Annotated in this window: 17 protein-coding genes; 14 read left to right on the top strand and 3 right to left on the bottom strand. The window is 29.7% G+C overall.

Annotated elements, in window-relative coordinates:
* Nucleotides 1-9 precede the first annotated feature (9 nt).
* Nucleotides 10-1,317, top strand: a complete 1,308-nt coding sequence (locus tag O3884_RS02410) for an aspartate kinase (protein WP_371451399.1) — start codon at nt 10-12, stop codon at nt 1,315-1,317.
* A gap of 72 nt (nt 1,318-1,389) precedes the next feature.
* The gene (locus O3884_RS02405) at nt 1,390-2,028 is read left to right on the top strand and encodes an NAD(P)H-dependent oxidoreductase (protein ID WP_371451397.1); all 639 of its coding nucleotides are present in this window, start codon (nt 1,390-1,392) and stop codon (nt 2,026-2,028) included.
* Between the two features lie 52 nt (nt 2,029-2,080).
* On the opposite strand, the gene O3884_RS02400 is transcribed toward O3884_RS02405, so the two are convergent.
* Nucleotides 2,081-2,716: a YigZ family protein gene (locus O3884_RS02400; RefSeq protein WP_371451395.1), complete on the bottom strand. Its 636-nt coding sequence runs from the start codon at nt 2,714-2,716 to the stop codon at nt 2,081-2,083.
* 152 nt (nt 2,717-2,868) lie between these two features.
* Between O3884_RS02400 and O3884_RS02395 the strand changes: the two genes are divergently transcribed.
* Genes O3884_RS02395 through O3884_RS02385 form a run of 3 tightly spaced genes read left to right on the top strand, consistent with a single transcriptional unit; the run spans nt 2,869 to nt 4,721 of the window.
* Entirely contained in the window at nt 2,869-3,186 is a 318-nt protein-coding gene (locus O3884_RS02395; protein WP_040464235.1) for a PadR family transcriptional regulator, read from the top strand.
* Nucleotides 3,179-3,787: a DUF1700 domain-containing protein gene (locus O3884_RS02390; protein WP_371451393.1), complete on the top strand. Its 609-nt coding sequence runs from the start codon at nt 3,179-3,181 to the stop codon at nt 3,785-3,787. Before O3884_RS02395 ends, O3884_RS02390 begins: the two co-directional genes overlap by 8 nt.
* Complete coding sequence (locus tag O3884_RS02385; RefSeq protein WP_371451391.1) at nt 3,780-4,721, top strand: DUF4097 family beta strand repeat-containing protein; 942 nt, start codon at nt 3,780-3,782, stop codon at nt 4,719-4,721. Before O3884_RS02390 ends, O3884_RS02385 begins: the two co-directional genes overlap by 8 nt.
* 111 nt (nt 4,722-4,832) lie before the next feature.
* On the opposite strand, the gene O3884_RS02380 is transcribed toward O3884_RS02385, so the two are convergent.
* Nucleotides 4,833-6,110: an LCP family protein gene (locus tag O3884_RS02380; protein ID WP_371451389.1), complete on the bottom strand. Its 1,278-nt coding sequence runs from the start codon at nt 6,108-6,110 to the stop codon at nt 4,833-4,835.
* 199 nt (nt 6,111-6,309) lie between these two features.
* Between O3884_RS02380 and mutM the strand changes: the two genes are divergently transcribed.
* The 6 genes from mutM to O3884_RS02350 all read left to right on the top strand — a co-directional run bounded on the left by mutM (nt 6,310) and on the right by O3884_RS02350 (nt 10,200).
* Entirely contained in the window at nt 6,310-7,167 is an 858-nt protein-coding gene (mutM, locus tag O3884_RS02375; RefSeq protein ID WP_371451388.1) for a bifunctional DNA-formamidopyrimidine glycosylase/DNA-(apurinic or apyrimidinic site) lyase, read from the top strand.
* Nucleotides 7,168-7,183: 16 nt separating this feature from the next.
* On the top strand, nt 7,184-8,032 hold the full coding sequence (locus tag O3884_RS02370) for a YitT family protein (RefSeq protein WP_371451386.1): 849 nt from the start codon (nt 7,184-7,186) through the stop codon (nt 8,030-8,032).
* Nucleotides 8,033-8,101: 69 nt separating this feature from the next.
* Nucleotides 8,102-8,434 (top strand): hypothetical protein, encoded by a 333-nt coding sequence (locus O3884_RS02365; protein WP_371451385.1) that lies wholly within the window; start codon nt 8,102-8,104, stop codon nt 8,432-8,434.
* Nucleotides 8,435-8,496: 62 nt separating this feature from the next.
* Nucleotides 8,497-9,048, top strand: a complete 552-nt coding sequence (gene rnmV / locus O3884_RS02360; RefSeq protein ID WP_060913534.1) for a ribonuclease M5 — start codon at nt 8,497-8,499, stop codon at nt 9,046-9,048.
* Complete coding sequence (gene rsmA, locus O3884_RS02355; RefSeq protein ID WP_371451382.1) at nt 9,048-9,908, top strand: 16S rRNA (adenine(1518)-N(6)/adenine(1519)-N(6))-dimethyltransferase RsmA; 861 nt, start codon at nt 9,048-9,050, stop codon at nt 9,906-9,908. The genes rnmV and rsmA overlap by 1 nt, the downstream gene beginning before the upstream one ends.
* A 10-nt stretch (nt 9,909-9,918) precedes the next feature.
* Nucleotides 9,919-10,200 carry a nucleotide pyrophosphohydrolase gene (locus O3884_RS02350; RefSeq protein ID WP_294683026.1) on the top strand — a complete coding sequence of 94 codons (282 nt, stop codon included), beginning with the start codon at nt 9,919-9,921 and terminating at the stop codon, nt 10,198-10,200.
* 110 nt (nt 10,201-10,310) lie between these two features.
* Here O3884_RS02350 and O3884_RS02345 read toward each other — a convergent pair whose 3' ends face one another.
* The gene (locus O3884_RS02345; RefSeq protein ID WP_371451380.1) at nt 10,311-11,525 is read right to left on the bottom strand and encodes an MFS transporter; all 1,215 of its coding nucleotides are present in this window, start codon (nt 11,523-11,525) and stop codon (nt 10,311-10,313) included.
* A gap of 796 nt (nt 11,526-12,321) precedes the next feature.
* Here O3884_RS02345 and trpX point away from each other — a divergent pair.
* The 3 genes from trpX (at nt 12,322) to O3884_RS02330 (ending at nt 15,131) form a co-directional block, all read left to right on the top strand.
* Nucleotides 12,322-13,326 carry a tryptophan ABC transporter substrate-binding protein gene (trpX, locus tag O3884_RS02340; protein ID WP_003143973.1) on the top strand — a complete coding sequence of 335 codons (1,005 nt, stop codon included), beginning with the start codon at nt 12,322-12,324 and terminating at the stop codon, nt 13,324-13,326.
* 152 nt (nt 13,327-13,478) lie between these two features.
* Complete coding sequence (locus tag O3884_RS02335; protein ID WP_371451378.1) at nt 13,479-14,354, top strand: ABC transporter permease; 876 nt, start codon at nt 13,479-13,481, stop codon at nt 14,352-14,354.
* 3 nt (nt 14,355-14,357) lie between these two features.
* Complete coding sequence (locus O3884_RS02330; RefSeq protein ID WP_371451377.1) at nt 14,358-15,131, top strand: ABC transporter ATP-binding protein; 774 nt, start codon at nt 14,358-14,360, stop codon at nt 15,129-15,131.
* The last annotated feature ends 231 nt before the right edge of the window (nt 15,132-15,362 follow it).

The raw sequence follows: 15,362 nt of genomic DNA, 5'->3' as shown, positions 1-15,362 counted from the left end.
GGAGAAAAGATGGTTAGAGTATCAAAATTTGGTGGGAGTTCGGTAGCGAGTGCTGAACAGTTTAAAAAAGTAAAAAATATTGTGGAGTTAGACGATGCACGTCGTTTTGTTGTAGTAAGTGCTGTAGGGAAAGCAAATAAAGAAGATAATAAGGTAACAGATTTATTATACCTATGTTATGCACATACTAAGTACAATATAAATTTTGATAATATCTTTAAAATGATTGAAGATAAATTCGTAGCAATCAAAAATGAATTAAACTTAAAATTCGATATTGAAGGAGAACTGGCTAAGTTAAAAGCGGAGATTAGTAAAGGAATTGATGAAGAGTACCTAGTAAGTCGTGGTGAGTATTTAACAGCTTTATTAATGGCTGAATATTTAGGATATCACTTTGTAGATGCTAAAGACTTAATTTTCTATAATTATCAAGGTGAGATTGACTTTGAAAAAACTCAAGAAGCTTTTGATGCTGTTGTAAAAGAATATGATCGTCTTCTTATTCCAGGATTCTATGGAAGTAGACCAAATGGAGAAATTAAGATTATGACTCGTGGTGGAGGAGACGTTAGTGGAGCGATTGTTGCTAATATCGCAAATGCTAGTGTTTATGAGAACTGGACTGACGTATCAGGAATATTAATGGCAGATCCTCGAATTATTGAAAATCCTCACGAAATTAAAGTTATTAGTTATACAGAACTTCGTGAACTTTCATATATGGGGGCAAGTGTTCTTCATGAAGAAGCAATCTTCCCAGTTCGTGATAAAGATATCCCTATCCAAATTCGCAACACAAATGACCCAACTGCTGAAGGAACTATTATCTCAGATAATAAACACCTTGACGAGAAACAAATTGTTACAGGGATTGCAGGGAAAAAAGATTTCTCTATTATTACAATTAAAAAACGTCACATGGCAAATGAAGTTGGCTTAATTGGGAAAGCTCTTAAGATTTTTGAAGACTTTAATGTTAGTATTGAGCATATTCCTAGTGGAATCGACTCATTCTCAGTAGTTGTTGAAACTGGTAATGTGAGACCATTTATTCATGAATTAGTTGCAAAAATTAAAGCAGTTCTTGAAGCAGACGAAGTGAATGTTACTCACGAAATTTCACTTATCGCTACAGTTGGTGAGAGAATGAAAAATACAAAAGGATTATCTGGCAGATTGTTCAAAGCTTTAGGGGAGGCTGGGGTAAATATTGCATTGATTTCACAAACTAATGATGAAATTAATATTATCGTAGGTGTTCATAACGATGATTATGAAAAAACTATAAATACTATTTATTCAGAATTCAAATAATATTAATAGCTTCTTGTCTAACTTTAGATGAGAAGCTATTTCTAATAATAAATTATTTTTTGAGGTGAAAGTATGAAAATTTTACAGATTATGTGCCATCCAGATTATAATGGAGAGCATAGAGTTTCTAATATTTTGGCGAAAATTGGTGAAGATAAATTAATTGAAAAAGGTTTTAGTAGTATAGAAAAGATTAATTTATATGATCCGAGTATTCATATTCCGGTCATGGATAAGTTTATGTTCAATTATGAAGGAGAAAAATTAACAGAAAAAGAACAATATGATAAAATTAGGCAAAAAGAGATTCTAAATCAATGGAAAAATGCTGAAGCAGTTTTTATTTATATGCCGCTTCACAATTTTAACGTAGTATCGAAATTTAAAGATTATATTGATAATATAGTAATAGTAAATGAAACTTTTAAATGTGAGGTAGAGTCTTTAATAGGATTAGATGATTCTAATAAACAAATAACCTTTGTCATAACAAGTGGGGGAGAATTTGATAAGCATATTCAATATACTAATCTGGACTTTGCAGTTCAATATGTCAGGGGAATATCTAGCGTAATAGGAATAGATAAAGTAAAAGTTCTAAGAGTAGAAGGGTTAGATTTAGCCTTTAATAATAAAGAACAGTTAGTTAAAAAAGCTATTTTCGATTTGAACGAGTGGATAGAAGAATTTTCGAGAAAGAATAAAAAATAAGCTAAGAAGGAATAAGAGACTGTATAATATGGTTTCTGATTCCTTCTTAGCTTTATTTAATATCAAATTCTAGTTGTTTCTCTTTTGATGATAGAATTTTGAATTGGCCGTTTGTTAGGTTAGCAATCCAATTTTCAAAGTTATTATAATCTTCCTGCATAACATATATCGTATAAACAATTTTGTCGGTATATTCTAGGTTGTTTACGATAAAATTAGTTTTTCCAATTTCATACTCTATTTTTCCGTTTAGACTATAATCTAGCTCTAGCCTAACTTCGAATGCATCTTTTCGTTCTACTAATGTTGCATTTTTTAGTGCATTAATTACACCACCACCGTAGGCTCTAACTAAACCACCGGTTCCTAGCTTAGTTCCACCGTAGTATCTGATAACTGTTGCACAAACATTTTTTATTTCATTTTTTACTAGTACATCTAACATCGGAGCTCCAGCAGTTCCACTTGGTTCACCATCATCGTTAGCACGAGTAATTTCGTTATTGTCACCATATACATAACAAGAACATACGTGTGTAGCATCGTAGTGTTTTTTCTTCATTTTTTGAATAAATTCTCTAGCTTCTTCTTCGCTATTGATTCTAATTAGATGAGTAATAAATGTAGATTTTTTCTCAACAAATTCATCGTATGAATCTTCTTTAATTGTAATGAATTTCTTCGTCATAGTACCTCCCTATAGATTTTAGTTTTATAATATACTTTATTAATTATGATGTATTATAAATAAAATGTCAATAATTAGAATGTATTTCTCATCATACTACTTGACAAATTATACTATGCAATGTATAGTATAATGTGAAAGGAGATATTTGTATGGAAGCTCAATTAAAAAGAGGTTTATTGGAAATATGTGTTCTTGCTACTTTACGTAATTCTGAATCATATGGGTATAAAATTATAAAAGATGTTTCAAATGTAATTCCTATATCGGAATCAACGTTATATCCAATCTTAAAACGCTTGGAAGCAAACGATTGTGTTACCTCATATTCGGTGGAACATAATAGTAGACTAAGAAAATATTATAAAATTACAGATGTTGGTCTTAATAAAATTCAGGAATTTCTTATAGACTGGAAAGTAATAAGTAATGCACATAAATATATATTAGGAGATGAAAAACATGAATAAGACACAGTTTTGCGCTCTTTTGGGAAATAAATTAAAACCATATTTATCGCCAAAAGAGATGTATAAAACACTCAATTTTTTCGAAGAAATGATTGATGATCGTATTGATGAGGGCTTAAGTGAAGAAGAAGCTGTATCACAATTAGGGGATATTAATATCATCGTTGATCAAATTTTAGATGAACATAATATTGAGAAAAAACAAACAAAACTAGTATGGAGGTTTGTACCACGAAAAATCCCTACAGAGCTCGGCTTTATTATTACCGTATTATTACTTCCTGTTTGGATAACTATATTTGCTCTAGGTACTAGTCTTTTTATAGTTATTCTATCTATAATATTCAGTATTGTACTTACTATTATAGCTATTTTCATTGGTGGAATCTTATTAATATTAAAATCCCCATTTTATCTTATTTATGAAAGAAATATTTCGTATTTCTTAGATACTTTAGGATTTGGATTTGTTAATACAGGGATCGGTTTAATTGGTATTTATTGGTTGCTAAAAATGCATAAAAAATCGCGTCGAGATGGTGTAAGCATTAGAACAATTTTCGTGAAGATTTTCAAAAAAGAGGTGTATATAAATGAATAAATTTATAAAAATTTCTATTAGTTTTATAATTTTTGGACTAGTATTGATTGGATTAGCAACTTACTTAAATAATGGTCATATACCTAGATTTTCTTCTAATTCCGAGAAAAAGAATTATTCAGTCTCAGTTAATGATGTTAAAAACTTAGATATAGATATCATTGATTCTGATGTAACTTTAGAAGAAAATACTTCTTCTAAAAATATAGAAATAGAATACTATACTGCTCTAGAACGTAAAGTTAATATAGAGCACATAGGAAATAAGTTGTCTATAAAAGAAAATAAAAATATTGTTGGTATTAATTTCAATATTTTTTCAGAAAAAAGAAAACTTATTATAAAAATACCTAAATCTTCTAATATCGATATCAATTCAGTTAATAAAATAGGAGATTATTTTATCAAGAATCTAGATATTAAATCTCTTATAATTAATAGTAAACTAGGTGATGTATATATAACTAATATTTCAGCTTCAGATGCTGATATTAAATTAGCAACTGGAAATTTAAATATAGATAACTTAAATAGTAAAAATAATTCTCTAAAAATTAATGTTGCTACAGGAAATGTTAAATTAAATAATATTAATGATTTAAAAGATATTAGTGTTGATAATAAAACAGGAGATACAGATCTGTCATCATCAACAATAAAAAATATTAATATAACAAATAAACTAGGAAATATTAAGGTAAGTAATCTTCCTAGTGAAAGTTCAGACAATATTAACTTAAAAACAACTACTGGTAATATTACTTTAAGTAATCTTACTGCAAATAATTCTATTACTCTTAAGACTACTACAGGTGACATCATAGCTGAAATAAATGACGATGAGTCAAATTTCACAAATAGTTCAAATAAAAAGAAACAGTTATTCACTTCTTCGGAAACTGGAACTGTAAATGTAAAATTTTCAAATAAATAATTAATATCCCATCAAAAATAGTTTTTGATGGGATATTAATTATTCTTGATTATTATTTATGCCAGTATATTGATGGGCATTTGTTGTAGCAGTAGTTGTATTATTTTGTTGCTAATTACTATTGTTAGCATTATTTTCAGTATTACCATTTTCATCAGGTCTGTTTTCATTACTTACGGTAATATCATTTTTTAAATCTTCTTTAGTAAGTCTTTCCGGAAGATTTGCTAGTAAGTCTTCAGGTGACATTATTGTAAGATTAGTAGCTTGATATGTTTCTGGTAAGCGAAGATTATCTATTTTATATTCTTTAAGTCCGATTGCAATATGTCCTTGATAATATATATTTAATAGATCAGTCGCTTTCGGAAGCGGTAAATCAAGATTACTTCTTAAGGCAGATGAAGCGTACAGAAGTGACAATGGACGTGGATAGTAATAATATACTCCGTTATAAGTCACATCGTAACCATCAATTCTATGTGATACAATCTCGATATCATCATTGATAAACATCTTAATAGCTGAAGAAATTTGAGTTGTAGTTAAGTTATGTTCTACATTATCACCAGCAATATTTATAACATCGTTAATTTTTGATAGCGCGTTTAAACTTTTTGCTTTATCAATAAGAGCGTGGATAGCCTGAAGTTGACGTTGACCACGTTCGATATCACTATCATAATATCTACTACGTGTAAATGCAAGTGCTTGTTCACCGTTCAGTGTATGCCAACCTTTAGTTAATTTAACAGTATTTTCTTCACCATTGGCATTTTGCTCATCCATGTCAAATGGAACATATAAATCAATTCCTCCAAAAGCATCAACAGTTTGTTCGAATGCTTTAAAGTTTATTAATACATAGAAGTTAATCGGTGTATGTAATAAGTTTTCTACTGCATTAGTAGTTCCTTTAACATCATTATAAGCATGAGCATGAGTTATTTTATCATAGAAATAAGCACTGTCATTATGTTCGTCATCTTTTTCTCTCATAAGACTAAGTGAATCACGTGGGATACTTACCATATCCATACGTTTTTTATCTTTATTCACAGTCGCTAAGATCATTGAATCTGTTCTACTATCTTCGCGTGTCTGCCCCTGAGCTTTACGATCATCATTCATATCGATACCTAGGATTAATACTGAGAATTTCTTGAAGTTAGGATCAACTTCTTTAAGATAATCTACATTCTTATACCCTTTTTGAGCAGAACTAGAAAAGTTATAAATTGTATATGCGGTAAAGCCGCCAATCCCAAGTATTAAGAATGTTAAAATTGCATATAATATTTTTCTAAGACCTCTTTTTTTAGGAGGTTCGCCTCCGTTTTTGTAAGAGGGTGTACTAATTCTTTTTCGTCTAGACATTTTTTCTTCCATTTAATATTAGACCCCTTTTTTTCATTTAACTTTTTTATTATACTACATAATAAGCCTTAACGCTATAATAATGCGGAAAAATAATGAAAAAAAACTGATAATTTTGTATACTGTGACTTGAAAGAAAGTTGGAATTCTTTGAAATTTTCAAATATTTGTATTAAAATAAAATAATAAGTACAAAAAATAGGAGTGCATTATGCCAGAATTACCAGAGGTTGAGAATATAAAATTTGGACTTGAAGAAGTAGTAATAAATAAGAAAATTGTAAATATAAAATATTCTAATGTTGTTGAAGATAGTCATAAATCAGGTAAAATGGCTATTGTTAAACAGGAACTTAGATCTTTTTCAGATAGTGTCAAAGGTAAAGAAATTGAAAAGTTATCACGTAGAGGAAAGTATTTATATTTTACATTAAATGAAGGATATATTATTACTCACTTTGGAATGACAGGGGCATTCTTTTTAGTTAAGGATATAGCTGAAATTACCAACAAAAATTATTATAAACATCAACATGTAATCTTTGAATTATCTACTGGAGAAAAATTAGTCTATAGTGATATTAGAAGATTTGGCGAACTTAGGTATATTGATGATATAACGAAATTTAAACCATTTGTAAATCTTGCGCCAGAGCCATTTGATAAAAAAGCCAAAAAATATTTCTTAAATAAATTGGAAGAAAATAAATATAGGGATCAATCTATAAAAGCACTACTCTTAGAAGGAAATGTATTTTGCGGTTGTGGTAATATCTATGATTGTGAGGTATTATACCGTCAAAAACTTCATCCACTAACAAAAGCAAGTGAACTTTCTAAAAAGAAGAAGGAAAGTTTATTTAAAGAATTGGTTGATATTTTGGATTTTGCAATTAAAGAAGGTGGTTCTACCATTTCAGATTATGTTCATGCTGATGGTGGAGAAGGGAATATGCAAAACTTCCACCAAATTTATGGGAAAAAAGTTTGTCCTCTAGGACATGAGGTGGAAAATGTAACAATAAAAGGACGTTCAAGTCACTTTTGTCCTACTTGTCAAAAAAAATAAATAAAAAGGAGAATCAATGGAAAGCAGAATAGAATTTTTAAAGAAATATATAAGTATAATTATTGGATCATTAATTTTTGCAGCGGGATTAGAATTTTTCTTAATTCCAAATAATATATTAGATGGTGGAGTAATTGGGGTATCTATTATTGCACGTCATTATTTAGGATTACCACTTGGGATTTTCATACTAATCTTTAACATACCATTTCTATATTTGGGATATAAACAGATAGGTAAAGGATTCGCAATCGCTTCTATTTTTGGAATTGTTATCTTATCTTTTGCAACTTCATATTTTCATAATTTTCCACCACTTGTTACAGATCCATTCTTAGCATGTATTTTCGGGGGGATAATACTTGGGATAGGAGTAGGATTAGTTATTAGAAATGGAGGTACGTTAGATGGAAGTGAGATGTTTTCTATCTATGCTACTAAAAAATTACCGATTTCTGTAGGTGAAATGGTCCTTGGGATAAATGTTATTATCTTTATCGCGTCTGGGTTTGTATTCACATGGGAAGCGGCATTATATTCTATGATAAGTTACTTCGTTGCATCTAAAGTAATGGATATCGTTATTGAGGGGCTTAATGATTCTAAATCGGTTATGGTTATTACGAGTAACTATCAAGTAATAAGTCAAGAAATTCAAGACAGATTAGGTCGCGGTGTAACTCTATTACATGGAGAAGGTGGTTATTCAGGGCAAGAAACAAAAATCATCTTTTGTGTAATCACTCGTATTGAAGAATCAAAACTTAAAAAAATAGTCTTTAGAAATGATAAGAATGCCTTTCTATCGATTGGAACAGTTAGTGAAGTAAGTGGAGCTAACTTTAAGAAAAAAGATATACACTAATAAATTTCCTTTGCAGGTTTTTCTGCAGAGGATTTTTTATGATATAATTAGTATAAAGAGGTGGGGATTATGGAAGAATTATATAATTATCTTAATAAGAGTGAGAAGGTTTATTTGTTAGAAAGAAGAAAAACGGTTAAATTTTGGCATATACTATTAGACCTTGTGGGCCTTTTATATTTGGCTGGCTCATATGGGAGTGATAAGACTTACGATTGCTACTTGGTTAAGTTTGAAAAATATTGGGAAATATTAGTGTGTAAAAAAGGAAAAGCACTAGAGAAAATTAAGCTTAAAGATAAATTTGAAATAAAAAAGAACTTTCTTTGTGATGGTTATAAGTATAAAGTTCACCATGAAATTACACATGAACTACATAACTATTTGAAATATTCGTGCTAGTATGAGCAAAAATTGTCTAAATATGTTATAATAGACTGATGAATTTTTTAAAGGATAATAAAATGAAAATCAAAGAAATAATAGTAGTAGAAGGAAGAGATGATACTAATAGGGTAAAAGAAGCAATAGATTGTGATACATTTGAAACTAATGGATCTGCCCTAACTAAGAAAAAAATAGAACGTCTAATCTTTCTAGAAAAAACAAGAGGATTAATAGTTTTAACGGATCCTGATTATGCGGGAAAAAGAATTAGAAGTATTATAGAAAAAAATATCCCTACGGCGAAACATGCATATATTTCAAATAAAAAAGCCGTAGATAGTAAAGGAAAAATAGGAATAGAAGCTGCGAGTAAAGAAGATATTATAGCGGCTATAAAAAATCATTATACACCGATGGATGAAGTGAAAAATGATATAAGTAATGAAATATTGATAGAGTTAGGTTTAGTAGGAGGATCTACTTCAAAAGTTCTAAGAGAAGAACTTTGTGAAAGGTTAAATATAGGATATACCAATGCTAAACAATTACTAAATAAACTTAATATGTATAATATTTCTAAAGAACGTTTATTAGATGAAATGACAAAAATAAGTAAAGGATTAAAATAATGATAGGAACACCTAAGAAAACTTTTGAGATACTAAAAAAACATGGATTCACGTTTAAGAAGAGTTTAGGACAAAACTTTTTAATAGATGCGAATATCTTAAATAGAATTGTTGATGGAGCTGGAGTAAATGGAAATGTAGGAGTAATAGAAATTGGACCTGGGATTGGTTCTCTTACAGAAGCGCTAGCTAAAAAAGCTAAAAAAGTAATTTCATTTGAAATTGATGGTAGACTTTTACCGATTTTATCAGAGACACTTGCTGATTATCCTAATGTTGAGATTATTAATAATGACATCTTAAAAGTTGATGTTGATAAGATAATCGCTGAGAAAATGTCAGATTGTGAAAAAATTATGGTAGTAGCAAACTTACCTTACTATATTACAACTCCAATTTTAACTCATTTAATCGAGAATACTGAGAAAATTGATGGTTATGTAGTTATGATGCAAAAAGAAGTTGCTAATAGACTAAATGCGAAGGTAGGAACAAAAGATTATAACTCATTAACAATTTTATTAAATTACTATACTGATGTTGAGTATCTATTTACTGTACCGAAAAAAGTATTTGTACCAGCACCAAATGTTGAAAGTGCAGTTGTAAAAATTATGACAAAAGAAACTCGCGAATTTGAAACTGATGCTAAGTTTTTTAAATTCGTACGTTCATGTTTTGTACAACGTAGAAAGACTTTATTAAATAACTTAATTTCAAGTTATGGTAAAGATAAAAAACAAGACTTACAAAATGCTTGTGTGGACAGTGATATTGAGCCAGGTAGAAGAAGTGAAACTCTAAGTTTAGCAGAATTTTATAATCTATATAATAATTTAATAAATAATAGCTTAATCTAAAGGGTAAAACATGGAAGAATTAAAAACTATAATAACCGAATTTAGAGGAAAAAGAGGATGGGAAAAGTATGATACTTTAGAAAGGTTCTCTAAAAGTATTTCAATAGAAGCGGCAGAATTACTAGAACATTTCCAGTGGAATGAGGAAGGAGATAATATTCAAGAGATAAAAGATGAATTGGCAGACGTGCTTATCTATGCTCTTGCAATGTGTTATCACCTAAATGAAGATCCTAAGAAGATAATTAAAGAAAAACTAGTTGATGTCGCAAGACGATATCCAGAAAAATAAAGAGGAAGAGGTGTGAGTAATGCTCATACCTCTTTTATGCAATATGAAAATTAATCTATATAAAAAAAGTAGCCCTTCATTAGGACTACTTTTTAAAGTTTTTAATATTACTATCGACTAGTTTTAGTTTTTAAGACGCGTACTTCTTTACCTTTGTAGAACATTGCGTAAAGAACTGTTACTCCGATTGTGATAACTGCACATAGAATATAAATTCCTTGATATGATAAAACTCCGTGAACAGTACCTAGAGCGTAAGGTCCAAATCCAAGACCAAGATCTAATCCAATAAAGTAAGTAGAAAGTGCAATTCCGACTTTAGTAGAATCAACAAGTTTTAAACAAACAGCTTGTCCATTTGACATGAATGTTCCATAACCTAAACCGATTAACGCACCAGAGAATAGTAACATGAAGCTACCATTTGTGAAACTTAACATTAATAATCCTAAAGTTAAGAATACAAAACTTGGATACATAACAGCATTTTCACCACGAGCATCGAAGATACGACCTGCAAATGGACGAGTAGCTGTAATAATAAGTGCATATACTACAAAGAAGAAAGCTCCTGCAGTAGATAAGTTTAAGCTATCAGCATAAATTGATAAGAATCCTAGTACACTTGAATATGCTAAACCTATTAAGAAGGCTACAGTAGAGATGAATAATACTCTGTATTCAATAAATGTATTTAATGACCAACTGTTTAGTAATTTTTTTTGTTTTTCATCTAATTGAATATTTTTTACTGGGAATAAGAAACAAGCAATTGTAACCGCAACTGATAATACAATTGCTAAGATGATAACTGCGTTGAATCCAGTAATTGGTAATAATAACATACCGATAAATGGTCCGATAGCAGCGGCTAAACTTGTGCTTAAACCGTAGTAGTTAATACCTTCACCATTACGTGTTTTAGGAATATATGCTGTAACAATTGCGTTTGCTGCAGTAGAAATAGTTCCGTAAGCAAATCCATTTAAGAAACGAACAGTATCTAAAATAATAATGTTTGATGAAATTAAATATGCAGCAGTTGTAATTAAGTAAATTAAAGCACCAAATCGTAAGATTTCTTTACGACCGATGATTTCTAATTTCTTACCGATATAAAGACGAGCGACAAGTGTTCCAATAATATAAATACCTGCGGCAAAACCTGCTTGTGCTGCAGTAGCACCTAATTCAGCAGTTGCATACTTAGCTGTAATAACTACAAAACAATAATAAATTAAAAATACGATAAAGTTAATTGTAGTTATTGTAATAAATCCTTTGTTAAATAATTTTTCTCTTTCTATAGCTGAATGGCTATCCATAAAAATTCTCCTAACTTATTTTTAATAACATATATTAATAATACTCCTATGAAAATGTATTTTCAAGTGTAAATTTTCATAAAATTGATATATTTTCAATTTTATTTTCATGGAAAATACAATTAATAAGAAGTAATATATCCGCTATATATAACAGTATTATCAATGGTTTAGGAGGTGTATTAATTTTAAAATACTAATTCTATAGTTATGAAAACGACTTATTTTCATGGTTTTCAAAAATGAGTTTGAATGTGAATTAATATAAGTAATACAGAAATATTAAATAAAGTTGGGTTAATATATTTATAATATTTTTTTTTGAAAATAGTTTATCATGAGGGGATTAAGTAGTATAGTTTTACATAATGAAATATTGTATTTTTTGAATTATCAGAATTTTTATATTTTTTTTGAAAAAATATATTGACAATAAAAAAAAGTGTTGCTATAATGTAAACAAGAATTAAACGTAAAGGAGAAAAAAGATTTATGAAACTGTATCAAGTTGACACGCTACAATTAAATATTCGTTGGCAAAGCCACTAGATACTGAGTCGATCTTGTTTCTTTTTAACATAGATACGGCTCTCAGGTGAGAAGTAAGTATCTATGTGGATTATTTGTGATGGAAAAATCGAGGCCACATAGAAATATCTAGGTGGTTTTTTATATTATTAAAAATTATACGTAAGGGCCACTAGATATATGCTAGTGGTCTTTTTATATAGATACGCTTCTAAAATTTGATTACAAAAAATATTATTATAGATAAAAGTAAAAGGAGATTATTAAAATGAAAGTAAATAAAATTTTTGTAGCATTCGCGGTATTATTAGTTTGTGTATTAGGTTATGGATTCTTCTCTAGTAAAAAAGGTGAAGAAACTAAAAAAGTTGATAACAAAGAAGTGAAAGTAGGGGTACTTCAATTACTTAGTCACCCAGCTCTTGACCAAATTTACAAAGGTTTAGAAGATGGACTGAAAAAAGAAGGATATGAAGTTGGTAAGAATTTAAAAATTGATCTTCAAAATGCTCAAGGTGATCAAAGTAACTTAGCAAGTATGGGTCAAAAATTAGTTACAGATAACAACGATATTTTAGTAGGTATCACAACACCAGCTACTTTATCATTATCAAATGCAACTAAAGATAAACCAATCATCATGGGTGGTATTACATATCCAGTTGAAGCAGGATTAATTAAAGCTGAAGATAAACCAGGAAACAACATTACTGGTGTTAGTGATAGAACTCCGATTAAACAACAACTTGAAATCATGAAAAAAGTTTTACCTAACATGAAAAAAGTTGGTATTCTTTATACAGCTAGTGAAGATAACTCTGTAAAACAAGCTCAAGAAGCTGAAAAATTAGCTAAAGAATTAGGATTAGAAGTTAAAGTTTCAACAGTAGCTAATACAAATGATATTCAACAAGTAACAGAAAGTCTTGCTTCACAAACTGATGCAATCTTTGTTCCAATTGATAACACAATCGCTAGTGCAATGGCAACAGTAGTAAAAGTAACAGACGCTAAGAAAATTCCGGTATTCCCATCTGCAGACACAATGGTAGCTGATGGAGGACTTTTAGGACTAGGTGTTGACCAATATCAAATCGGTGTTGAAACAGCTAAAGTTGTAGCTAAAGTATTAAAAGGTGCAGATACTAAAGATATGCCAATCGTACTTGCTAATGAAGGGGTTATCTACCTAAATGAAGCGAAAGCAAAACAATTAGGAATTGAAATTCCAAAAGAAATTAAAGATAAAGCAAAAGTAGTAGATAAAAAATAATATTATTGATATTATATTATTAAGAAGCTATTTGAATTATGAATAATTAAAAGGAGCGACTCATCAAATCAATAGAAAAAATTATTGTTTATGAGTCGCTCTAAATTATATAAAATCAAATTAGAAGAAATATTAAATAAAAGAGGTGCAGGATGGATTTATTTATTTCAGCGATTTCTCAGGGGATGCTGTGGGGAATATTATCGCTTGGATTGTTTATAAGTTTTAGAGTTTTAAATATTGCGGATATGACTACTGAAGGTGCGTATCCTTTAGGAGCAGCTGTCTGTGTTATTTGTATACACAATGGAATTAACCCTATTGTAGCTACATTAATTTCTATAGTGGCAGGTATGTTAGCAGGGCTTGTTACTGGATTCTTAATTACCGTTTGTAAAATCCCAAGTTTACTTGCAGGAATTTTAACAATGACTGCATTATTATCGGTGAACCTTAGAATTATGGGTAGACCAAATTTAAGTTTAATCAATAAAGATACAATTTTCAGTAAGATTCAAGGATTAAACTTACCAACTCATTATGATACTGTATTTGTTGGAATTATTCTTTCTGGATTAATTATTATCGCTATGTCTTTATTCTTTTCAACGGAATTAGGTCAGAGTTTAATTGCAACAGGAGATAATGAGAAAATGGCAACAGCATTAGGTATTTCTACAAAAACAATGACGATCTTAGGATTAATGCTTGCTAATGGAATTATTTCTTTAGCTGGTGCGATTTTAGCACAAAATAACGGTTATTCAGATGTAAATAGTGGGATTGGAGTTATAGTAGTAGCTTTAGCAGCAATCATTATAGGAGAAGTAATCTTCAAAGATGTATCTTTCACAACAAGATTAATTTGTGTAATCTGTGGTGCGATAATTTATAGATTACTGTTAGTAGGAGTGTTAAAATTAAATATTATTGGAGCAAATGACTTTAAACTGGTTTCAGCTCTAGTAATTGCTATATTCTTAACTCTACCTCAATTAAAATTAAAAGCTAAGAGAAAGGATGCGTAGAAAATGTCATTTATAAAAATTAATAAAATAGATAAAACATTCTTTCCTGGAACTATTAGAGAGCAACATGCTTTAAAAAATGTTAGTCTTGAAATAAAAGATGGTGATTTTATTACTATTCTTGGTGGAAATGGAGCAGGAAAATCAACTTTTCTTAATGCCTTAGCGGGTTCGTTCTCACTAGATGGTGGAGAAATCTTAATAGAAGGAAAAGATGTAAGTAATATAGTAGAACACAAGAGAGCAGGATTCATAAGTAGAGTTTTCCAAAATCCACTTGATGGAACAGCTCCTCGTATGACTGTTGCACAAAATATGTCTTTAGCACTACGACGTGGTAAAGTTAGAGGTTTTAAACCTGGGACTACTAAAGAAGATAGAAAACTTTTTAAAGAGTTACTAGCGACTTTAGACTTAGGACTTGAAGATAGATTAGATAGTGAGATGGGATTGTTGTCTGGAGGGCAACGTCAAGCTATTGCACTTTTAATGGCGACTATGACTACTCCAAAACTTTTACTTCTTGATGAACATACTGCAGCATTAGATCCTAAAACTCAGAAAAAAATAATGGAACTTACTCGTGAGAAAATTGAAGAGAAGAACTTAACAGCTTTAATGATTACTCATAATATCCAAGATGCGGTAAAATACGGTAATAGAATAATAGTGCTGCACCGTGGTGAATTAGTTCGAGATATTAGCAAAGAAGAAAAAGAAAAACTAGATGCAAAAGCATTATACGAGTTACTTTATAACTTGGAAGAAAGTGAATAGAACCTTATGGGGGTGACTTAACAAAATTGAGTTTAAGTCGCTCCTTTTTTCATTTTAGATTCATCTTTTTACTTTATAATCTATAGTAAATGAAATTATAAAAGGGTTGCCTCAAAAGACCTGAATTTTAACAAAGTGGCTCAACAAAATCTTATTTCTTAAGGAATCACGATTTTGAGTCACTCCCTTTACATTTATATGTGAATTAAGTAAAATATAGTAGAAATTTAG

Source organism: Gemella sp. 20925_1_85 (assembly GCF_041433735.1).
In the GTDB taxonomy this organism is placed as follows: Bacteria; Bacillota; Bacilli; order Staphylococcales; family Gemellaceae; genus Gemella.
Note: the sequence above shows the minus strand (reverse complement) of the source record. Positions and strands in the feature narration are given on the sequence as shown.